General features: G+C 45.2%; 16 protein-coding genes. 15 read left to right on the top strand and 1 reads right to left on the bottom strand.

Annotation, left to right across the window (positions count from 1 at the left end; genetic code table 11):
- Positions 1-4 precede the first annotated feature (4 nt).
- From ACZ449_RS15630 to ACZ449_RS15605, 6 genes are all read left to right on the top strand, one after another.
- Positions 5-589 carry a flagellar basal body L-ring protein FlgH gene (locus ACZ449_RS15630; RefSeq protein WP_464256994.1) on the top strand — a complete coding sequence of 195 codons (585 nt, stop codon included), beginning with the start codon at positions 5-7 and terminating at the stop codon, positions 587-589.
- 57 nt (positions 590-646) lie between these two features.
- Positions 647-1,762, top strand: a complete 1,116-nt coding sequence (locus ACZ449_RS15625; protein WP_464256993.1) for a flagellar basal body P-ring protein FlgI — start codon at positions 647-649, stop codon at positions 1,760-1,762.
- Between the two features lie 42 nt (positions 1,763-1,804).
- Positions 1,805-2,224, top strand: coding sequence for a rod-binding protein (locus tag ACZ449_RS15620; RefSeq protein WP_464256992.1), 420 nt, complete (start codon positions 1,805-1,807; stop codon positions 2,222-2,224).
- 74 nt (positions 2,225-2,298) lie between these two features.
- Positions 2,299-3,726 (top strand): phosphodiester glycosidase family protein, encoded by a 1,428-nt coding sequence (locus ACZ449_RS15615; RefSeq protein WP_464256991.1) that lies wholly within the window; start codon positions 2,299-2,301, stop codon positions 3,724-3,726.
- A 64-nt stretch (positions 3,727-3,790) separates the two neighbouring features.
- A complete protein-coding gene (locus ACZ449_RS15610) occupies positions 3,791-4,102 on the top strand; it encodes a biotin/lipoyl-containing protein (RefSeq protein WP_464256990.1) in 312 nt (103 codons plus the stop codon).
- Between the two features lie 11 nt (positions 4,103-4,113).
- Positions 4,114-5,934: a SpoIVB peptidase S55 domain-containing protein gene (locus tag ACZ449_RS15605; RefSeq protein WP_464256989.1), complete on the top strand. Its 1,821-nt coding sequence runs from the start codon at positions 4,114-4,116 to the stop codon at positions 5,932-5,934.
- 387 nt (positions 5,935-6,321) lie between these two features.
- Here ACZ449_RS15605 and ACZ449_RS15600 read toward each other — a convergent pair whose 3' ends face one another.
- Positions 6,322-7,542, bottom strand: coding sequence for an IS110 family RNA-guided transposase (locus ACZ449_RS15600; protein ID WP_464256988.1), 1,221 nt, complete (start codon positions 7,540-7,542; stop codon positions 6,322-6,324).
- A gap of 760 nt (positions 7,543-8,302) precedes the next feature.
- Here ACZ449_RS15600 and ACZ449_RS15595 point away from each other — a divergent pair.
- The 9 genes from ACZ449_RS15595 (at position 8,303) to ACZ449_RS15555 (ending at position 21,881) form a co-directional block, all read left to right on the top strand.
- Positions 8,303-9,073 (top strand): MlaE family ABC transporter permease, encoded by a 771-nt coding sequence (locus ACZ449_RS15595; protein ID WP_464256987.1) that lies wholly within the window; start codon positions 8,303-8,305, stop codon positions 9,071-9,073.
- A 57-nt stretch (positions 9,074-9,130) separates the two neighbouring features.
- Entirely contained in the window at positions 9,131-9,889 is a 759-nt protein-coding gene (locus ACZ449_RS15590) for an ABC transporter ATP-binding protein (protein WP_464256986.1), read from the top strand.
- Entirely contained in the window at positions 9,886-11,157 is a 1,272-nt protein-coding gene (locus tag ACZ449_RS15585; RefSeq protein WP_464256985.1) for an MlaD family protein, read from the top strand. Before ACZ449_RS15590 ends, ACZ449_RS15585 begins: the two co-directional genes overlap by 4 nt.
- 108 nt (positions 11,158-11,265) lie before the next feature.
- Positions 11,266-12,609 carry a TolC family protein gene (locus ACZ449_RS15580; RefSeq protein WP_464256984.1) on the top strand — a complete coding sequence of 448 codons (1,344 nt, stop codon included), beginning with the start codon at positions 11,266-11,268 and terminating at the stop codon, positions 12,607-12,609.
- A 150-nt stretch (positions 12,610-12,759) separates the two neighbouring features.
- Positions 12,760-17,085 carry a translocation/assembly module TamB domain-containing protein gene (locus tag ACZ449_RS15575; protein ID WP_464256983.1) on the top strand — a complete coding sequence of 1,442 codons (4,326 nt, stop codon included), beginning with the start codon at positions 12,760-12,762 and terminating at the stop codon, positions 17,083-17,085.
- Positions 17,086-17,099: 14 nt separating this feature from the next.
- Positions 17,100-17,741 carry a sigma-70 family RNA polymerase sigma factor gene (locus tag ACZ449_RS15570; protein ID WP_464256982.1) on the top strand — a complete coding sequence of 214 codons (642 nt, stop codon included), beginning with the start codon at positions 17,100-17,102 and terminating at the stop codon, positions 17,739-17,741.
- A 417-nt stretch (positions 17,742-18,158) separates the two neighbouring features.
- The gene (locus ACZ449_RS15565; protein ID WP_464256981.1) at positions 18,159-18,770 is read left to right on the top strand and encodes a hypothetical protein; all 612 of its coding nucleotides are present in this window, start codon (positions 18,159-18,161) and stop codon (positions 18,768-18,770) included.
- 75 nt (positions 18,771-18,845) lie between these two features.
- Positions 18,846-20,525, top strand: coding sequence for a BamA/OMP85 family outer membrane protein (locus ACZ449_RS15560; RefSeq protein ID WP_464261883.1), 1,680 nt, complete (start codon positions 18,846-18,848; stop codon positions 20,523-20,525).
- 174 nt (positions 20,526-20,699) lie between these two features.
- Positions 20,700-21,881: a hypothetical protein gene (locus tag ACZ449_RS15555; protein WP_464256980.1), complete on the top strand. Its 1,182-nt coding sequence runs from the start codon at positions 20,700-20,702 to the stop codon at positions 21,879-21,881.
- Positions 21,882-21,952: the final 71 nt, after the last annotated feature.

Raw genomic sequence — 21,952 nt, 5'->3', positions numbered from 1 at the left:
TATAATGCGCAAGCTTATAGGTTTTTTACTGCTATGTACATTGATCATGGTGCCTGCGCTTTATGCGGAGGCCAATTCCCTTTGGGTAGATAGCGGGTCGGCTGCTAACTTATTTTACGACCATCGGGCCCAGGCTGTTGGTGATGTTATTACCATTATTATCAGCGAGTCTTCCACTGCCAAGCGTGCTGGTAGTGCTTCTAACAAAAAAGATGCCAGTGCTAGCCTGGAGAGTGGTACAGGGTTGTTTACTTTTATTAGCGCACTTAGTGGCTCAAGTTCTGACAGCTTTGCTGCCGACGGTTCTTTATCTAACACCAACAAAGTAAGTGGTCGAATTACCGTCAAGGTAACGGAAGTTCAACCCAATGGTCAATTGGTTGTAAAAGGCACGCAAACCATTAGACAAAATACCGATGTACAGACAATTACCATTACTGGCATAATCAGGCCAGACGATGTGACTGCTAACAACACAGTGCTATCAAGCAATGTAGCTGATGCACAGCTTAAGATCGAAGGAAAAGGTCCGCTGACTAGCAAACAGCGGCAGGGAATATTAACACAAGCATTCAATTTTTTATTCTAGAGCAATCCTAAAGTGAACAAACAGTTTAATTGCTCTAGAAATAGTATTGGAGGACATATGCGCAAAGTAACAGCAATCCTTCTAGCCGTCGCGTTAGCTGTAAGTATGACGATCCCGTCAATAGCTGCTGCTCAGGTCAGTGCCCGGATTAAAGACATAGCCAAGGTGCAGGGTGTACGTAGCAATCAATTGGTAGGCTATGGTTTGGTGGTCGGTCTAAATGGTACAGGTGATGATAGTAATAAAAGCAAATTTACTATCCAGTCGATAGGCAATATGCTCAAAAGCTTCGGCGTTTTTATTGATGCAACCCAGGTCAAAACCAAAAACGTGGCCGCTGTTATGGTAACAGCTAATTTACCAGCTTTCGCCAAAGCCGGTGATGCTATTGATGTTACTGTTTCTTCTATGGGTGATGCCAAAAGTTTGCAGGGCGGCACACTACTACAGACACCAATGCGGGCAGCCAATGGACAGGTATATGCTGTTGGTCAGGGAGCAATATCAACAGGCGGTTTTGTGGCTGGTACTGGTGGTAACAGCCAGCGTAAAAATTTTCCTACCGCTGGCAATGTCCCGAACGGAGCGTTAGTAGAACGGGAAGTACCTATGCCCTTTACGGACAAAGACAAAATTTCATTATTGCTCAGTCAGCCAGACTTTACTACCGCTAACAGGATTAGTGAGGCGATTGGCCGAAATTTTGGTCAGATAGCTTCGCCCCAAGATCCTGGTACAGTGATTGTTGAGATACCTTCCTATTACGGTAACAATGCAATAGCTTTTATTGCGGCTATTGAGGAATTACCAATCACGCCGGATAATGCTGCGAAAGTTGTCATTAATGAACGTAACGGGACAGTGGTTGTTGGCGGCAATGTAACAATTGATCAGATAGCTGTCGCCCAAGGCGGCCTTACTGTAAAGATTGGCCAGACGAATAATGTTTCTCAGCCACCACCCTTTTCAGGCGGTAGTACAGTGGTAACAACAGATACCACTGTTCAAGTAAAAGAAGAGCCTGCCGGACTTGTTGAATTACCTGCTTCGTCCAGTGTTGGTGATGTAGTTGCTGCTCTTAATGCGGTAGGTGCAACTCCACGTGATGTTATCTCTATTCTGCAAGCCATAAAAGCAGCAGGAGCCTTGCATGCTGAGCTACAAATAATGTAAAAGAATGATAAAACAAAGTTCATCTCTTTAGGTGGTGATTGAATGCGAATTAACGCTAATAATTTGATTCAGCCCAGTACACTATCTGGCGATAGTGGTGCGATGGCCATGCCTGACCAAGGTGCGTCCTTTGCTGATCGTCTGGGAAAAGCTGTTCAGGCTTCCGAACAGGGCAAAACCACAGCGACTGCAACAGCGACAATGTCTGCAGCCGAAGATGCCAAACTCAAAGCTACTTGCCAGGATATGGAGGCTGTCTTCCTTAATATGATGATGACACGTATGCGGGCTACTGTTCCCAAAGATGGTTTGCTAGGCAATAGCCAAGCGGAACAAATGCTGACCTCAATGTTAGACACCGAGTTAACCCAAAATATGGCGAAAGCCGGTGGGATGGGCTTAGCCGATATGCTTTACCGTCAGTTGAGTAAAACTACTGTTAAAAGCCAGGCTACTCGTTAGCCTGGCTTTCCCCTTACTATGTAGGCAGGACATGTAGCAATTTTATTAGACTCTCAAGGAGCGTGGTATATAGTATGGGCAATCAATTTCGGCAGCGAGTATTGTTTTATGCCGTAATCACAGTTATAGCTATCTTTGCTATGCAAAGTGTAGTTTGGGCAGCACCTAGTGCTGTTTTGAGCAAAGTCCGGACAAGCCAAACCGCTGATACAGTGCGAATTGTTTTTGATGTCACGACCTTGCCTGAGTATTCCGTATCAACCCTGGAAAACCCAATGCGGTTGGTTATTGATATGCCAGGTGTTGTAAATAAAGCGGCTAATCAATATGTTTTTAATGATGTAACAGTAGACAAGCTACGCTTATCTACTGACGAAGGTGCTAAGGTTAGAGCTGTTCTTGATCTTAAGACCGCGTACACGTATAAAGTATTTACCCTGAAAAACCCTAACCGCGTAGTTGTTGATATTATTAAGAAATATGATCGAAAGTTTGTCGATGAAGTAGCGCCAGGTATTACCTATACTTCGTGGTTGAGAAGTGCAGCTAGTGGTCCGGTGTTGGCCCATATTCTTGATATTGCCCCTCAAGCTGGCTTTACGATAAAACCAGCGCTCTCCAATGGCGTTATTCAGGGTCTTGAGCCACTATTGCCAATGGTTGAACGTACGCAGGCGTTAGCGGCTGTTAATGGCTCCTATTTTGGACTTGATGGTTCTATTATCGGGTTACTCAAAATTGATGGCGAAATTGTCAGCACGCCGGAATTACCACGGACTGCTCTGGGCATTATGCCTGACGGAAAAATACTGATTGATCAAGTAGAATATGACGGTAAAGTTGCGCTGCCTGACGGACAGACAGTGCCAATTAGTGCAGTTAACCGGGAACGTGGTGAAAATGAGCTTGTAGTATATAATCGATTGTATGCTCCTACTACTGGCAGCAACAACTATGGGCAGGAATATGTTGTAGTAAATGACATAGTAACTGCTATTAACCTCAGCAATTCACAAATACCACCTAACGGGGTTGTACTGTCAGCTCATGGTGATGCTGCTAAACTGATGTCCTCCCTCAAAGTAGGTGATAGCGTTAAGGTGCAGCAAACACTTGGGACGGTATGGGATAACACGTCGCATGTACTGGGCGCTGGTCCGATGCTAGTTAAGAATAACAGTGTATTTTTGACTACTAAAATTGAAGAATTTGGCTCCGACGTAGCTGGTGGCCGTGCTCCGAGAACAGCCCTTGGCCTTAAGGCCGATGGTCATATTCTGGCAGTGGTTGTTGATGGCCGCCAAGATAACAGTATAGGCATGACACTTTTGGAACTAGCCTTATTTATGCAAGAATTAGGAGCCCAGGATGCCATGAACTTGGATGGAGGCGGCTCAAGTGAGATGGTAGTAAAAGGTAAGATTGTCAACAAGCCGTCTGATGGCCGTGAGCGGCGAGTAGGTGACGCGTTAGTAATTGTACCAGACCATGTTGCCAATTAAAAAAAATACGTTATAATGAAGGTAAGAGGAGCCTTTTCACTAAAGTAAAGGTAGGTGTTATGTTATGACTCACAAAAAGAGTATTATTGCCATTACTATATTACTGGTGATTGGTGTGGTCGCTTGGTCGCTGGCGGCTGGTCAAACCGTTGATCAGCACAGTGTACTGTCAGGCAATGTTTTACCAAATGGTCTTGTTGCTGCTGGCACTATGGCGCGTGAGGGGGATATTCTAGTATATGTTGAAACCATTACTGGCCCTGCTGCCGCAGTACGTGCTAATGTCGACGGCGTTGTCCGCGAAGTAGCGGTCAGACCTGGTGACAAAGTCAAAACAGGCGATATAGTAGTCCGAATTGAACCAGCTAAAAGGTAATTTGGGGAAGGATGAACATTTTGTCGATATTTATGAGACGCTGCCTGGCAGCGCTGGTAGCTGTGTTTTTCGTGCTACCAATTACTTACGTCCAGGCTGCGCCTGAATTTTTGCCTGTAGACCAAATTACTAAAGGTATGAATGGTATTGCAAAAACTGTTGTTGCCGGTAATACCATTGAGGAGTTTGGTGTTGAAGTTCTGGAAGTTATGAAACAAAAAGGTCCAGCAGGAGACCTCATTTTAGTTCGCACATATGGTGATGTGATTGAACGTACTGGTGGTATTGCCCAGGGAATGAGTGGCAGTCCAGTATATATTAATGGCAAGCTAGTAGGCGCTATTGCTTATGGCTGGTCGCTAACCGACCATAAAATTGGTATGGTAACACCGATTGCCGACATGCTGAAGTTATGGGAAATTGCGGATGGCCAAGCTGAACAGAAGGTGTCAGAGCAAGAGTTGGCAGCTATGCCGGCAGCTACCCCACTGATGGTTTCAGGTTTTGGTGAACAAGCTTTAAAAATGTTGGCAGATAAGCTTAAGCCCTATAACCTTACACCCTACGCTGTAAGTGGTAGTATTGATGATGCAAATAATGGAATTGCTTATAAAACAGTGGAACCTGGCAGCACTATCGGCGTACAATTAGTTCGCGGCGATGTCAGTGTAGGAGCATTAGGAACGGTAACCTATGTGGAAGGGGATAAAATTTTGGCCTTTGGCCATCCTTTTCTAAAACGCGGTAAAGCCAACTATTTTCTCACCGACGCCGATGTTTTTACAACAATCAGTGGCTTGGAAAACTCCTTCAAAGTGGGAACATCCACGGAAGCCATTGGCGTAATCAACCAGGATAGAGGTGCTGGTGTTGCCGGTAAGCTGGGAAAATTTCCTGGCATTGTACCGTTGCGGATCAGTGTTACTGATAAGAATCTAGGACAGACTAATGACATGTGGGCGCAGGTAATCCAGGATGAAGAATTAGCGCCTACCCTGGCGGCAGTCAGTGTTTTTAATGCCATTGAGAAAACCACAGATCGTGTTGGCTCAGGAACAGCTAAAATCAGCTTTGAAATTAGCGCTAACGGTATTCCTGGCCAGGCATTAAAACGTGAAAATATGTTCTATACCCAGGGAAACATTGGTGAATTGGCAGTGGCTGAAGTACATGAGGCCTTGGCGCTGTTGACTGGCAACCAGTTTTCTGCTGTTGATATCATGGATGTTAAAGTAAATGTTGCAATTGACACTGAACGACGGACAGCCACTATTATCGAGGCCAAGGCTGCTACCGATCCTGTCAAGCCAGGTGATAAAGTGGACATTGCCGTAAAACTAAAGCCTTATCGCAGTGAGCCCATTACTCGCCATATTACCTATACAGTGCCTAAAGATCAGCAAGCAGGCACACTTATGCTGGCAGTGCGCGGCGGTGGTATGGTCTCAATGGCACAATTGCTTGGCAAGCGCCAAAATGGAGAAGAAGATTTAACTAAGCTATTTATAAAAGCCCGTCCTAAGTCACTGGATGAAGCAGTCAATGAACTGGTTAATCGTGATCGTAATAATGACCTTGTGGTAGAAGTGATTGATATGAATGTTCCGGAACCTACACAAAATGGTGAAGGGAAAGCCCCCAAAACGATAGCTGAAAAATTCGAAACCAGTCCCAGCCCGGCGTTGCATACTACTACTCCTAAAGCAGGAACCGGTGATGGCAATGCAGCTACCAAGGTCACTAAAGGTGACAACAGCCAGCGTAAAGTATATATCACCACCGACTATATCATCGACGGCGATACGCAGCTTATACTCAACGTAAAAAAATAAATGACTCCCCAAGAAGCCGAACATCGGCTTCTTGGGGAGTCTACCAGCATTTACAGGTTTTAGTGTGGCGGAGGCCTTATAAAACAAGGGATATCAAGTACGAAACCCGGCACAGGCGACCGGTAACTCCCGTAACCCCTCGGCCTTTGCCGGAAAAAGCGTTCCGCAGGAGAAAAGCCGGGCGGTATTCCGTAAAAAAATCCGTACTGTCTGAGCGTAGCGAGTTTACGGATTTTAGGAATACCGCCCGGCTTTTCAGCTTTTGGAGGCTCAGGGCTAGACCTTTTGTTACTTTACTATGAAAACATCTCCTATGTGCCAGAAAAAAAGGGCGCACAAATACAAGCCTTAGAGTCTAAGGCCAAAAAATTTATAGTATGTAGGCAATTAGGTCGTAGCTGTGGTGGGGAGCTCCCAACCCAAAGCCGTTAATTTCTTCAAATATGATTGTATTTTCTTCTCCCGGTTAAATCGATTGTAATACTCGGAACCTAACTCTCGATAAGGAACGTCTGTTTTTAGTATGTGGTAGATCGCTATCAGTATGGAATGGGCGACAGCTACGGCGGCTCTATTTCTTCCTCTTCGTGCTGCAATCCGTTGATATTGGGCTGAAAAGAAGCTTCCCTTCACTTTTTGCGCAGCCTTAGCACATTGAATTAAGATGGCTTTTAATGTTTTGTTTCCATGAGTGGTTTTTCCACTCTTTCGTTTTCCTGCACTCTCATGGTTACCTGGAGCCACACCGGCCCAAGAGCTAATATGGCCATCTGTGGGAAACCGATTCATAGTAAGCCCGATTTCCGCTAAGATGGTTTCTGCACTGATTCTCCCAATACCCGGAATTTCATCTATTGCTGTGATGGCAGCTTCATATTTATCTAGGTAGTCTTTGATGAGTTTGTCCATATCTTCGATACGCTTTGTCATATCATCAATATGATCCAGGACATTGCGCAGCAATCTGCGTTGCAAAGGCGAGATAACTCCGTCAACAGAAGCCATGATTTCATTGAGTTTACCGTGCATGCTGGGATGAAGTAGCCTTAGAATTTCGTCTTCATCCAGCTTTTTGTCTTGGACAATGCTTTCCAAAAGTCGCCGGGAACTCTTGCCGTTGATAGCACTTACTACGCTAGATAGTTTTACATTGGCTCCCTCTAGCATTTTCTGCAATCGGTTCAGCTCACGGCTTCTCTCATCAATCAAGCTCTTGCGGTAGCGAGAGATTTCCCGCAGTTCCCGTTGTTCGCGGTCTGGAATATAGCTTGCTTTTAGTAACCCATGTCGGAGAAGATCCGCAATCCATTCTGCATCTTTGACGTCGGTCTTACGACCAGGCAAAGATTTCATGTGCTGGGCGTTGACTATCATGGCATCCAAGCCGGACAGTTCAAAGATGTTGTACAATGGCTTCCAGTAGGAGGCGGTACTTTCCATGGCAATCATTTGACATCTAGCCTCGACTAGCCAGGCTGATAAATCCCGCAGTTCTTTTGTCGTTGTACCAAACTGACGAAGTTCCTGCTTTCCACCACAGATTAGACAGGCAACTATCATCTTTTTGTGTACATCAATCCCACAACAACGCTCATAAGTTATGTTCACAATATCATCCCCTTGTAGATAAAATATGGCGCGACTTCCTGTAAGTTATTATTTTACTACACGTCCTTTCGCCCGAATGAGCTGGACAATATGTGGTTCAAGCAGGAAGTCATATCAATTTTGGGGTCGAGTTCTTAGCTCAAAAAGTATCGACCTTATGCCACACTTTAATTATACGACATTGTTTTCGTTTATGGTGATGCTACAGCGCGCGTTGCATCTGATTTTGGGGCAATGCCAAAAGTAAAACCCCCGTTACTTTCATACCCCTTGCGCTCTTTGTGACCTTTGTGGTTCAACAAACCTACCCCTCATAGCCCAAAACCAAACCTATTTTAAGGATTGTAACCGCAAAGTACACAAAGTGTTCAAATGGTTAACGGTAGCGTAATTGCAAGGGGGCAGGCCTTGTAATTTCAGAAATTGTGTCTCCAAGGCGGTTATCCCGGCACCCACGTAACCCCACGGCCATTGCCGGAAAAAGCGTTCCGCAGGAGAAAAGCCGGGCGGTATTCCGTAAAAAAATTCGTACTGTCTGAGCGTAGCGAGTTTACGGATTTTAGGAATACCGCCCGGCTTTTCAGCTTTTGGAGGCTTAGGGCCTAGACCTTTTGTTACTTTTGGGGCAATGCCAAAAGTAAAGACACTCACTTCCTTGCTTTGAATAATTTAATTAACAGGGAAGCAGCAGGGAATTTGAAATAAATATTGAATACTATTACACATTATCTGAACCGAATACAGGGTAAGGAGTCTGGGTATGCTTATTGAATTTTTTGCCCGTACCGGTAGAGTGGTTATTGGCATTTTGGAAGATATAGGAAAAGTATTGATTTTATTTGGTCAAACGGTCTATCATTTACGTCATGTAAACAGTAGGCTGCTGCTCAGGCAAATGGCACATCTAGGGGCCGACTCGTTACCAATTGTACTACTGACCATGTTGTTTACAGGTATGGTTATGACAGTGCAAACTGCTCATGAATTTGTAAAATATGGGGCACAGTCCTCAGTTGGCGGTTTGGTAGCGGTGGCTATGGGCCGCGAATTATCACCAGTGTTGGCAGGGGTCGTGTTTGCCGGACGGGTGGGGGCAGCCATTACTGCTGAGATTGGCTCAATGAAGGTAACCGAGCAAATTGATGCCTTGCGGGTTATGGCAGTAAGTCCTATTGCTTACCTGGTAGTGCCCCGCCTGCTTGCCTGTATGGTTATGTTACCAATATTGGTTATTTTTGCTGATGTTATTGGTACTATTGGTAGTTATCTAATTGCAACATTCTCTGCCAACATTACTCCGTTTACCTTTTTTAACTCGATTAAAGTGTTTGCGGTGCCACATGATATTCTTGGTGGACTGATTAAAGCCATGGTCTTTGGGGTTATTGTTGCCATTATCGGCTGTCATAAAGGGTTAACAACTGCGCAAGGTGCGGAAGGCGTGGGTCAGGCAACAACCGGTTCAGTAGTATTGTCTATTATTCTAATTTTTATTAGTAACTATTTTTTATCTGTAGCGCTATATCAGTAACGATAAACACACCGCCGTCTGCAACCATTGTTGTATATAGAAATGTGAGGTTCAACCATGATCAAGCTAGTTAATGTCAATATGAATTTTCGGGGAAAACAAGTCCTTAAAGACATTAACCTGACAATTGAACAAGGGGAAATCATGGTCATTATCGGGCCAAGTGGTTCGGGAAAAAGCACCCTGCTCAGATTGATTATCGGTTTATTAAAACCAACAAGTGGCGAGATTTGGGTTAATGGCCGGGAAATTACCGCAATGACAGAAGATGAGCTTAACAAAATCAGGTTAGAAATGGGTATGGTTTTTCAGTATTCAGCCTTGTTTGACTCCATGTCAGTAGGACAGAATGTGGCCTTTGGTTTACATCAGCATACCGATATGACAGAAGAAGAAATTGCCCGAACCGTGCGGCGTAAGCTGCGAATGGTCGGGCTGCGGGGCCAGGAAACGGCTATGCCTAACGAATTGTCTGGTGGGATGAAAAAACGGGTTAGCTTGGCTCGGGCGATTGCGATTGATCCGCACATTGTGTTGTATGATGAGCCTACCGCGGGTCTTGATCCTATTATGTCAAATACTATTGACAGGCTGATTGTTAGTACCAGACGGATGATTGATGCTACTTCGGTTGTTGTTACCCATGACATGTCGAGCGTTTTCAATATTGCTGACCGGATTGCGATGATTTATGGCGGCAGCATTATTGAAACTGGTACGCCTGACAAGATAAGACAATCCGAAAACCCGATTATGATTAAATTCATTCGGGGAGGAATTGCGTTCCCAGAAAGTAAAGGGAGGTCCAGAGCATGAATACAGAAGCAAAAGTCGGAGCCATAACGCTGGCTGGTCTTGCTTTACTTGTTGGAATGATTATTTATTTAAGTGGTATGAGTTTTAGCGATAAAGGATATCCGGTACAGGCCATGTTTGGGCAGGTAAGTGGCTTGAAGCCTGGTAACCTTGTGCGTTATGCCGGTGTAGAGGTCGGTAAGGTGTCTGATGTACGGGTGTTACCTGAAGCGGTTGTTGCTGATATTATGCTGAATCCTGGAGTTAAGGTTCCTATTGGCTCGAAATTTACCATCGGCTCAGATGGCTTACTGGGGGAAAAATTCATCAATATTGTACCGCCACAGGATGTGAAAGGTTTTTTAGTTCCTAATGACAAGGTGTATGGCGAGAACCCGCAGGGAATGGATGAACTCATGGTATCAGCCAATCAGGTACTGGATGAAGTCAAAACTTTGGTTAAGGCGCTCAACGATATTATTGGCGACGAAAAAGTCCGAGCTGCACTTAAAGCAACAGCCCTAAATACCAGGGATATAACTGATAACCTGAATCGTTTGACAGCTACGTTGGCCATATTGGCTGATGCGAGTCATGGTGATGTAACATCCATGGTTAGTAACCTAAAAGACATGTCAGTCAGCCTCAAGGCTACGGCGGGCAGGGTCGATACCATGCTTGCCGATGTGGATAACAACGGGCAGACAGCCCAAAATTTGCGGGAAACCATTGCGGCTCTTCGCCAAACCAGCAGCCGGGTTGAAAAGATGGCTGCTGCCCTAGAAGGGGTTGTAACCGATCCCGAAACGTCCAAAAACCTCAAGGAAACCCTAAAAAATGCTCGTGATGCTTCGGCCAAGGCTAATCAAATGCTCAATAAGGTAGCGAATATCAAAACAGAGGCAAGTATCGAAGCGCTCTATGATCCTGATAATCATAAGTACCAAAGCAATGCCAATATTACCATCAATACATCACCTAGTGATTTTGCGGTTATTGGTGTTAACGATATCGGTGAAGATGATAAAGTGAACTTGCAACTAGGCAAAAGCGGTCCGGTTATAAGTCAAAGGGTAGGTATTATTGATAATAAGGTCGGCATTGGTGTGGATGCCAAGCTGGGTAAAGAGCTGCGAATGTCGCTGGATGCCTATGATCCCAATGATGTCCGGGTCAAACTGCGTACCCAATATCAGGTAGCACCAGATACTTTTCTGGTGGGGCAGACAGACAGTCTGAATAAGCAGGATGAAAAAACGTCTTATTGGGGGATACGACGCTCATTTTAGCGGTATTTCGCATTGACACCGTCAAGCGGTGAACCTATAATAATAAGTGCTTGACTAAACAGTCAATACATACAACAAGTGATAATTTCAAGGAGGTTATATATATTTATGGTAAAATTAAAATTATGTAGTCGCAGGGCCAAACAGGCAACAGCGCTACTTGCAGGGACAATGATCATGGCGGCAGCGCTTCCAGGCTTTGCTGCCCCAGTTGAACTTACGCTAGAGGAAGCTGTGGCAATGGCACTCAAAAGTAACCCTGCCGTAAAAATTTCGGAATCTGAGCTGGAAAAGGCCAACTGGGATGTTAGCGTTGCCAAGGCTGGCAAAGCGCCGTCAGTCACTTTATCCCATAATGCAAGCCGTTATAAGACAGGCGCATCAAGTTCATACTACTATACTGGAAGTTCGATAGCTAAATACCCTGTTCCGGCGTACTTAACCACCCTCTATGCCAATAGTATTGATATGACACTGCCCTTATACACTGGTGGCAAGCTTGAAGGTACTATTGATAATACTAAACTAGCAGTGAAAGTTGCTGATTTAGGTGTAACCGACACCCAGCAGCAAATCAAACTGAATGCCACAACCGGATATTACAGAATTCTACAAACTCGTAATTTGGTCATCCTTAACGGAGAATCCCTGGATCGTCTTACCGAGCATCTGAAGAATGTAGAGGCCCAATATAATGCCGGTACTGTGGCGAAAACTGACGTATTGCGTTCAGAGGTAGAAAAAGCCGATGCGGAACAAAATCTAATTATTGCCAAGAATTCGTATGAACTTGCGGTATCTAACTTAAATAATATTATCAGTTTGCCGCTTGATACTGAGCTTAGCGTTAAAGATGAGCTGAAATACCAAAAATATGATAAAACGATGGAAGAATGTATTGCGGCTTCCTTGAACAACCGGCCTGATTTAGCGCAGTCAAAGACCAATGTGGAGATTGCTAAAACAAATATTAAAATAGCCGAAAGCGGTAATAAGCTGACAGTATCGGCGACGGCCTCTGAAAAGTGGCATGACAGTGATTTTCCAGGTACCGAAAATAACACCTGGACGATCGGCATCAGTGCCAATTACAATCTGTTTGACGCTGGCTTAACCAAAGCACAAGTCAAAGGTGCGGGGGCTCAACTCACTAAAGCTACAGAGCAGCTGCGTCAGGTCAAAGACAGTGTGCAGCTAGAAGTCCGCCAGGCATACCTCAATATGCTGGAAGCTGAAAAACGCATTGATACCAGTAAAGTAGCTGTAATTAAGGGCGAAGAAGACTATAAAATCGCCCAAGTGCGGTATAGTGCCGGGGTTGGTACCAACCTTGACGTTATTGATTCTCAGGTCGCCTTAACCTCAGCCAAGACTGATTATGTACAAGCCTTGTACGACTACAATACTAGTCGTGCCAACCTAGATAAAGCCATGGGTATAGCAGTAAAATAGGTTTGATCTGAAATAAAAAGAGTTGTTTTGGCAGTTATGTCAAAACAACTCTTTTGCATTGGAAGCGTAAAATTCCCAGGCTGGTCTTACAGGAAGAAGCAACTAGTCTGTCGAAGTAAAGCAGTACCGAACAAGCCGAGGAGGCACATAATGCGAACCAAAGTGATTGCTTTACTTAGTATAGTACTTATGGTTGGACTGGCTGCATTTGGCTGGTGGTCTAGCCACAGTCAGGCTGTGTTTGCCCAAATGGAAGACACATTAGCTGCCCAATTGACTGAGTCGTTGGGAACCAAGGTAACGATCGGTCAACTGCATACGACCGGACTAACCTCAGCTGCCGTAGATGATGTAATGATATTTGATAAACATGGCCGGGAAATGGCGGCTGTCAAACAGGTCACGATTCACTATAACCTGCTGGCTTTGCTCCACGGTCAGACGGCGATGGATGCTCTCAAACAATTCACGCTCACACAGGCGAAGATTCTATTGGTAGAAGAAACAGATGGTACCTGGAATGCGGCTTGCCTAAAACAGGAAGCTAAGCCTGACAGCCCGGAATTTAGTGGTAACGTGTTTTTGGAACAAGCTAGTATTCAAGTCCGCTCATCCAAAGGCCAATGGGATTTGGAAAAGATTGATGGTCAGGTTACTGTCAATGGGAGTCAAACCGTTGATGCAAGTCTAACTGGCAGCCACAACGCTTCGCCGCTGAAAATACAAGGGTCACTTAACAATTCTAAAAACAGTCTGTGGTTAACCGTCAAAGCAGAACACCTGAACCCGGCCGACTATCAGGCCATAGTGCCTGCTGGTACAGAACTCAAATTTACCGCTGGTTTGCTCAACCAAGTAGAGGTTACGGTTACGAATAGTCCGACAGGTTTGCGCTATGCAGGGAAATTTGGACTAGATAACCTTGCGGCACAGGTGTCAGGGATACCTGTTGAACAGGCCTATGGTGATATCTCGTTTACTAATGAAAATGTTTACATATTGAGTAGCTATGCGCTTGTTGCCAGTCAGCCAGTAACCGTGCTCGGAAAAATCGGTATAGCGGGTGATCAACCGGTGTTTGACCTGAGGGTAGGCTCTCCTGGTTTTGATTCTGCGGCCATTACTAATGACTTGCCTGTTACCGGGATAGTCAAGTTTGATGCTACCGTTGCCGGGACGCTTAACAGCCCGATTGTCGCTGCAAAAATCGCCGTAGCCCAGGGCTCGGTTGCCAACTATTCCTTGCAAACGGCAAAAGCCAACCTTAAGTTTGCCAACAATATCCTTACTATTGACGATTTTTCTGTCAGTATACTGGGGGGGCAGGTACAAGGGCAGGGTGAATTCGATATTGTCAGCAATCGCTATCAACTACAGCTTGCTGGTGAAAATCTGGAGGCAGCCGCTGTCCAAAAGTTACCGCTGGAACTAAGTGGACGGGGACAAATCAATCTTTCTGTCAGTGGACAAGGGTGTGATTGGCAGTCAATGGCTGGTATGGCTGTGGTCACCTTGACCGATGGGAATGTCAAAGGGATACCCTATAACACGATATCAACCTTGATAGAACGCAGTGGCAACAAGACAACCGTAGAATATTTCAATGCAGCGCTGCCAACAGGGTATGTTGCTGCTAATGGCCTGTTGCAAGGTGAGCAGTTGACAATGAAGGTCAGCGGCCAGGGTATTGGGCTGCAAGATATTCCCGCTGCTGCTGTGAAGAATAATAATTTTGCCGGGACAGCGTCATTTGCGGGGCAAATTACCGGGACAATAACTGCCCCGAATATTGTTCTTGCTTTTGACGTTGCTAACCTAAAAATCAATGAGCAATTGTTGGGTACAGCCACCGGCAGCCTCACTGCTGATTCCCAGCAGGTGACTTTGCCTCAGGTTCTGCTTACCGATGGTACTGCCAACCATGAAATTGCTGGTAAAATCTTGTTGGCAGGTCCTGAACCTGAACTCAATCTTGTGGCAATTACTCACGCTGCCCGGGCTGAGACCTTTACTCGAATAGTTATGCCTGACTTAAAACTAACAGGCAATGTGGACCATGAACTACACATGACAGGGCCGCTGAGTAATCCAACCCTTCAAGGAAAAATTAAACTGACACAAGGCAGCTTGTACGGCCAGCTTGTTGCCAAAGCGGAAGGCTCGTATGAGTATCAGGATGGTGCCATTATTGTCGATAATCTTGAACTAGTATCACTGGGTACCAGTATAAAATTAGCAGGAAGGGTGGGGGCTGACAATAGTTTAAACTTTGCTGTAAATGCCCAAAATATGAAGCTTAGCCGACTGCGACTAAATTATCCCTACCCAGTTGCCGGTAAGGTAAACATTAGTGGTCAAGTGACAGGCACGATTGCTAGTCCGCGGCTGGAGGGGCAGCTAGAAGCGCCACTACTCTTATTAAACGGTCAGGAGCTTAGAAATATTTTCTCTCACTTAAGTTATCAAGACGGATACGCCAATATCCAGGAACTACATTTTGCTCAAGGAACTGGCAGCTATGTTTTCGCAGGGGCTGTTGATCTAAATACAAAGGCTATAGATGGTTTGCTCAGAGTCGAAGATGGCGAACTATCTGGTATCCTGGCTATTGCTAATATACCGGATAGGGATATTAGCGGCCGGCTTAACGGCGAAATTGCCTTAAGTGGCAGCATCACCAACCCCAACGTGCTATTACGCGGCGCTATCACTAACGGGCAAATTAAAAACTATTCACTTGATAGCATTGACATTGATGCTGAGCTTACTAACAAGATTATTACCATTAATAAATTTATGGGTAAACAAGGGGCTGAAGGGATACTGGTTGCCAAAGGTCAGGCTGATCTAAATGGGGCCATTGATATGGAAGTTGGCGGCCGCAACATTGAGACCGGAATTTTACCAGCGTTGTTTGATACAACTATTGCGACCACAGGCAAATTCAGTTTCAATGTTCAGGCTACAGGCCTAGCTGCTGATCCTAATGTGGCAGTATCATTGGATATGCAAAAAGGTAGTGTTGCTAATGCTGAATTTGATAACCTCTATGGACTGTTTGTCTACAAGCAAGGCAGTATTCATGTCAATCAGCTATTTTTAGCGCGAGGCCCCTACAAAGCAAGCGCCTATGGCATAGTACCGTTAAAAGCCCTCAATAGTCAAGGACGCAGCAAGGCAGATATGACTGATAGAATGGATCTAAAATTGCGCCTTGATAACGCTGATCTAAGTATACTGCCGATGCTGACAAAAGAAGTGGCTTGGGCCGCTGGGCCAACCGCCGGTGAAATCAGCGTTGGCGGCACACTGGCCCAACCAACCTTGAATGGTCAGCTAACAGTAGTCAATGGTACCATTAAATTGGCAGATATTAGTGAACCCATCCAAAATGTAGGGGTTGATATTCGGTTTCAAGATGATACAATTACTATTAACGACTTTGGTGGACAAATGGGTGGCGGTTCCTATGCCTTAAGTGGTTCTGCCCGCTTAAACGGCTTAGCGCTGGATGATTATAATATAATGCTAAACCTAAATCATTTGGGAATTAAACATAAATACTTTGCCGGACCGCTAGATGGTGTGGTATCATTGACAAGTGAAAAGGGAAAACCGCTGCTACACGGGAAGCTGAATGTTACAAATGCTACCATTAATATCCCGGCTGTGCCTGAGGGCGGAGAGCTTGATTGGGATGCTGGACTTGATGTTGAGCTTGTTATGGGCAATAAAGTCCGGATGTATAATCCCTATCTCTATGATTTCCTGGCCGAGGGTAAAGTTAAGTTTTCCGGAACGTTGCAAAAACCGCGGACTTCTGGCCGCATAGAGGCGCGGCGCGGTACGGTAAAATATCTGACAAACCGCTTTACCATTGAAAGTGGCAGCGCCGAATTCACCCAACATCGCTCGATTATACCGATAATTAAGTTAAAAGCCAATGCTAAACTGCAACAAACACGCGTCAACCTGGCGATCAATGGCCCGGCAACAGCGATGGAACTTACCTTGACCTCCGATCCAGCCATGAGTCAGCAGGAAATTATCTCAATTCTGACATTGCGTGGCGGTGACTTTTCCAATAGCCAGTCTAAATATGATAGCGTGTTAGGGCATGACCAGTTAGTTAACCTGCTAGAGGCGGGTTTGCAGATGCGTTTTATTGCTGAGATAGAGAATACCATGCAAAATGCGCTAGGGGTCGATGAGTTTCGTTTAGTAAAATCATCAGTATTTGATGCCTATAGTAATCGAGCCGGTCAAGATAATAATGACAGCAGTTTCCAGGGCTACAACTTGGAAATTGGCAAATATCTGACAGATAAACTGCTGCTAAGCTATACCATGGATCTTGATCAGAAAAAAGATAGTGTAAGCCTCAGGTATGACTTGAACAAGCGTATTGCTGTTGGGGGTACCTTTGGTGGTACTAATAATGGGCTATTCATAATTGAGACCAGAGTTAATTTTTAAAAAGGGTGGATACCATGATTCTCAGTCAGTATTTGTCAGAACTGAATAAAATTGAAATGTTGCTGCCTGAAGAAGAACGTAGTTTGTGGCAGAGTTATAAGGTGGACGGTGACCTTGAAAGCCGCCGCTGCCTTATCGAAAGCTATCAGCCGTTGGTCTTTAAAACCGCCATGCGCTGGCGTCTGTCTGAACCAGCTATGCTGGATAGTATTCAGGAAGGAACAGTGGGACTTATTGAAGCTGTTGAAAATTATGACCACACCCGCGGAGTAGCCTTCAGCTTGTTTGCGGTGCATCGCATCAAAGGCCGGATTATTAATCACCTGAAAGGTGAAGATAGCAGCCTGCTGCATATTGATAGCCCACTAACTGAGAGTGCCGGCAAGTCAACAATCGCTGATTTATTAATAGATGCTCAGGCTGAGGTGTCTGCACAAGTAGAGCAGAACTACCTTGTCGAGCAACTTAAAACAGCTATGGATCGGTTGCCTGCCAAAGAACAGCAAGTCTTGCAGGGGGTATTTCTTGATGACTGTCAGCCCAAAGAGCTGGCGGCGGCAATGGAAGTAAGCCTATCACATATCTATCGTTTGCAAAAACAAGGAATCCGGCGCATGCGTGGGATGATGTCTAAGCTAATGGGAAACTGGCGATAAAGTGAGACTTGTCGAACTAATCCAGGGACTTAGTTGCTCTTAACTCCCGCTTGTAGAGACGGGAGTCTTAGAGCAACTTAGTCATCGGATAAACGCCCATCTGCTTCGTTGCTCCTCAAAACGCTTGCTTGCGTACGCCGTGTACGCGGCGCTGCATGTTTTTCCGGTGCGCCTCGCAGCTGAACATTTCTCGCCAGTTTCCGGAAATTAAGGTAGCGTGTTTTATCAAACACGCCGAAGAAGGGGTTGCCCCACTCGATAGCGTGGTAATCTCACTTCCGTACCAACTTCGAAAAAGACAGTAAATACGTCAAAACTACTCGAAATACCGACTATCAACAAGCTAATTGAGCTATTTGCTCGTTTTTGCTTGTTTACTAATGACCAGAATCTGGCCTCTTCACAGGAGTATATATAATGTTTATAATAGGGGTGGTGAATGTGGCGGATTGCAAACAAAATGTTAACCGGCATTTAAACTCAGCGCAGCAATGGCTTTCGGAGGCTGAACAGGCCTTTGACAAAGACAAAACCATTCGCGGCGAGCTTAACTTGTTTTTAGCTCAGGCTGAACTTACCCATGCTCGGGAAGTTAACCGTTCCCAGCAGTGGCGCTACAAATACCCTATGCTGCGGCATAGTCTGGCGTTTGGCTTGGCTGTAGCTGTAGCCATTAGTGGAGTAGGTGCTAGTTACTGGTGGGGGGGGAATCATCACCAGTCTCAGCCAGTAGCTGAGATTCATCAGTCAGTTCCAGCTGTGGAAACAAGTTCTATGCAGGCTCCGCCTGCTGCTAAAACCATAACTCCGGCTTCGTCCCCAGCATTGCCAGCAGTTGCATCAGTAATTGGTCAGTCTGGGACGACTCAGGCACAGACTGCTGGTTATAAGCAGACTGTACAACCCTCGGAGTCAACAGAACAAAAAAAATCCGCTTCCGATGCCGGCCAAAGCAAAGAAGTTCCCCTGACAACGGATGAGATTAACAAACTGGTCCGTACAGCTGGACAATCATTGCGAGGTCAATAACAATAAATAAGGAGGTAATAGATGAAGAACGATCTACGCTGCAAACTTTTTGTTATTGCCGCGCTTGTTTTAAGCATGACCGCAGGTTTAATCCTGCCTGCTTATGCAGCAAATATGGAAGGTAAGACAGTTACCGGCATAACAGTTACCGGCATTAATAAAGTTGCCGAAAGCACTGTTCGCGGTGTGGTAAAAATTCAGCCAGGTGATGCCGTAACCGCTGAGAAAATCAAACAAGACATGCAGGCCATCTACGATTTAGGCTACTTTTTTGATGTTGTAGCTAACTTCACCGAAGTGCCTGAAGGCGTCAATGTGGTATACACCGTTATGGAAAACCCCAAATTAGCAGACATTATTGTCAAAGGCAATACTAAAGTGTCTGCGGACAAAATTAAAGAACTAGTGACAACCAGTAAAGATAGTATCTTGAACACCAGAACGCTAAATGCTAATGTTCGGGCTATCGAACAATACTACCATGATCAGGGTTATATTTTGGCAAAAGTAAGTGATGTGGCTATGAGCCCAGCTGGCGTACTGACCTTGACCATTAGTGAGGGTTCATTGGAAGGCATTGTTGTTAAAGGCAATGAGAAAACTAAAACCAATGTTATCACCCGCGAAATGAAAGTTAAACCAGGCGAACCTTTCAACGTAAAGGATGCTCGCCGCAGTATGCAAAAGGTGAACAACTTGGGTTATTTTGAAGATGTTAACATGAAGCTTAATCCAGGCAAAGAACCTAATGCTGTTGTGCTTGAGACCAATGTTGTTGAGCAAAAAACAGGTACTTTCTCCATTGGCGGCGGTTACAGCAAGTCTGACGGGATGATTGGTATTATTGAAGTGGGCGACAACAACTTCAGAGGCAGTGGCGACAAAGTTAAATTTCACTGGGAGTTTGGTGGTGTCGACAACAAAAACTATGAAGTAAGCTATACTCGCCCCTGGCTGGACAGTAAGCAAACCTCGCTGAGTTTCAGCTTATACGATCTGACCAATGAGTATACTGATTACTATGACGGCACCGATAAAGAGAAGTCAACCTACGACAAAAATCGTAGAGGTGTTGATATTACCTTAGGTCGTCCGTCAGGTGAATATATCCAGAATTATATCACCTTAAAAAACCGCAAAGACAAGTATGAAGAGTATGAAGACGGACCGATAAACTATTTAGACGGAACTGCAGAGCATAATGAATATCTCAAAGATAACTATGGTCTGACCCGCAGCATTACTTTAATGCGAGTGTTTGATTCGCGGGATAACGTTTTTGCTCCGTCTGAGGGAGCGCGGTACTCCTTATCAGCTGAATTTGCTGGTTTTGGTGGTGACTTTGATTTCAACAAATATACTCTTGAAGGACGCAAATATTTCAAAGTCGGCCCTGACCACGTAATCGCTACTCGCCTCACAGCCGGTTATGCGGATGGTAATATTTCAGATTCAAACCGGTTTGAAGTCGGCGGTGCCGATACACTTCGTGGTTATGAGGATGAACAATACAAAGGCAGCAAAATGCTTGCCGGGTCTGTTGAATACCGCTTCCCAGTCATTAACAAAATTCAGGGTGTAGTTTTTACTGATATTGGTAATGCCTGGACAGATGGCGGCTTCAAGCTCAATGACCTAAAAACCAGCGTTGGTGTTGGTATTCGCATGACAACCCCAATTGGGCCAGTCCGTATCGACTATGCGCAAGGCGATGAGGGTGGACGTACTCACTTTAGCTTTGGCGGTCAGTTCTAATAAAATTTAGTAATAAGTCAGGCCGCAGGCCTGACTTATTTACTAAGAGGGGCGGTATGCGCTATTTGCAAAAAATACCCACGTCAGGTGATGCTAGTTCTCAGCACGGTTGTTTTGCTGCTCAGTGCATGGTCGGGAACAGGCTCAGCTGCAATTGAGACGGTGGATAAAATTGTGGTGAACGTTGCAGCCGCTGAGTTGCCGACTGATAGAATTGTCAAGCGGATGACAGCAAGTATTATGGCAGTCGGAGAGCAGATGCTTGTTGGGCGAACCATAGTTGATGTAGAGACCAATCAAGCCAAATATGAAAATCTTGTCCGGGATATATTCAACAGAGTACTTGTTGGTTATACAGTCGAGCAAGTCAGTTTAAGTCCAGGTACTAGCACTGGTATTGTAGTGAACATGAGGCCCTGGGGAGATGTCGTACGCGACGTTTCTGTTGAAATTGACATAGGTGGTCTGTCTCCGGATGTAATGGCATTAATCAAACAGGATATGGGTAAAGTAGAAGATCAAGTAGCCGACGTCTTGATCGGTTTGCCTGTGGACTCGGTAGAATGGGCAGGCGGCATATCTAAGACTGTTATCCGCGAATTATTAGCAGACCAACTGCCGGAATTTCGTAGTAATCTTGAAATTACCGCCGGGCAGCATACTATCGTTAAACTTTCGCTAATTCCCACAGGTCCGATAATTAATAATGTCCAATTGTCCCTGCGCTCCCGTACCATTCCCAATATCCTGCTGGCCGAGGCCAGACCCCCTGTCCGAGAAGCAGCCGAAATGCTGCGTGGCTTGCCGGTAGCATTTGTAGAGCGGCATAAAGAGTATTTTTCAAATAAGGTACAAAAAACGGCGGCGAATCATCCCCTGGTCAAGACATATGGGTTGATACTAACTCCAGTTGTAAGTCCTGGGGTTGACACTGAAATAACACTCCAGGCCGAAACCACCAAATATCGGGTAATTCTCGAAGGTAATTTGGATATGGGGCGACAGCATGATAATACATCAGGTAAACTTCACTTTGGTAAATTTGCCGGCAACCGGGATGAGGTTTTTATGGAAATTAAATTTATTCCTACTAACATGGAATGGGAGTTTGAACCAGGCTGGGGTCATAAATTTACTGAAAATACCATAGCTGGCATAAAGTACAATATCGCAGACCGCGAAAGTATCCTATGGCTTGATCACTCCCTTGGCCCCAATTGGACGCTCCGTTTGGAAGACACGCCCAAAGCAGATTACTACGAATTTGGAGTCAGATATAAGCTGCATGAATTCCTGAGCGCCGAATATGTTATTACTGAAAAAGAAAACTGGCTTAGACTGATAGCGAATTTGTAGGGCTTGCTGAATAGAGTAGGGCCTGTTATAATTGGTAAGTGGAGGAGAAATTTTATTGCCTAGTGGCAGGA

The sequence above is a fragment of the Desulfosporomusa polytropa genome (genome assembly GCF_055380075.1).
Note: the sequence above shows the minus strand (reverse complement) of the source record. Positions and strands in the feature narration are given on the sequence as shown.

Bases quoted from the DNA above. Each gene is read 5' to 3' on its own strand.
- ACZ449_RS15630 (WP_464256994.1), top strand. From the start codon at position 5: ATGCGCAAGCTTATAGGTTTTTTACTGCTATGTACATTGATCATGGTG.
- ACZ449_RS15625 (WP_464256993.1), top strand. From the start codon at position 647: ATGCGCAAAGTAACAGCAATCCTTCTAGCCGTCGCGTTAGCTGTAAGT.
- ACZ449_RS15620 (WP_464256992.1), top strand. From the start codon at position 1,805: ATGCGAATTAACGCTAATAATTTGATTCAGCCCAGTACACTATCTGGC.
- ACZ449_RS15615 (WP_464256991.1), top strand. From the start codon at position 2,299: ATGGGCAATCAATTTCGGCAGCGAGTATTGTTTTATGCCGTAATCACA.
- ACZ449_RS15610 (WP_464256990.1), top strand. From the start codon at position 3,791: ATGACTCACAAAAAGAGTATTATTGCCATTACTATATTACTGGTGATT.
- ACZ449_RS15605 (WP_464256989.1), top strand. From the start codon at position 4,114: ATGAACATTTTGTCGATATTTATGAGACGCTGCCTGGCAGCGCTGGTA.
- ACZ449_RS15595 (WP_464256987.1), top strand. From the start codon at position 8,303: ATGCTTATTGAATTTTTTGCCCGTACCGGTAGAGTGGTTATTGGCATT.
- ACZ449_RS15590 (WP_464256986.1), top strand. From the start codon at position 9,131: ATGATCAAGCTAGTTAATGTCAATATGAATTTTCGGGGAAAACAAGTC.
- ACZ449_RS15585 (WP_464256985.1), top strand. From the start codon at position 9,886: ATGAATACAGAAGCAAAAGTCGGAGCCATAACGCTGGCTGGTCTTGCT.
- ACZ449_RS15580 (WP_464256984.1), top strand. From the start codon at position 11,266: ATGGTAAAATTAAAATTATGTAGTCGCAGGGCCAAACAGGCAACAGCG.
- ACZ449_RS15575 (WP_464256983.1), top strand. From the start codon at position 12,760: ATGCGAACCAAAGTGATTGCTTTACTTAGTATAGTACTTATGGTTGGA.
- ACZ449_RS15570 (WP_464256982.1), top strand. From the start codon at position 17,100: ATGATTCTCAGTCAGTATTTGTCAGAACTGAATAAAATTGAAATGTTG.
- ACZ449_RS15565 (WP_464256981.1), top strand. From the start codon at position 18,159: ATGTTTATAATAGGGGTGGTGAATGTGGCGGATTGCAAACAAAATGTT.
- ACZ449_RS15560 (WP_464261883.1), top strand. From the start codon at position 18,846: ATGACCGCAGGTTTAATCCTGCCTGCTTATGCAGCAAATATGGAAGGT.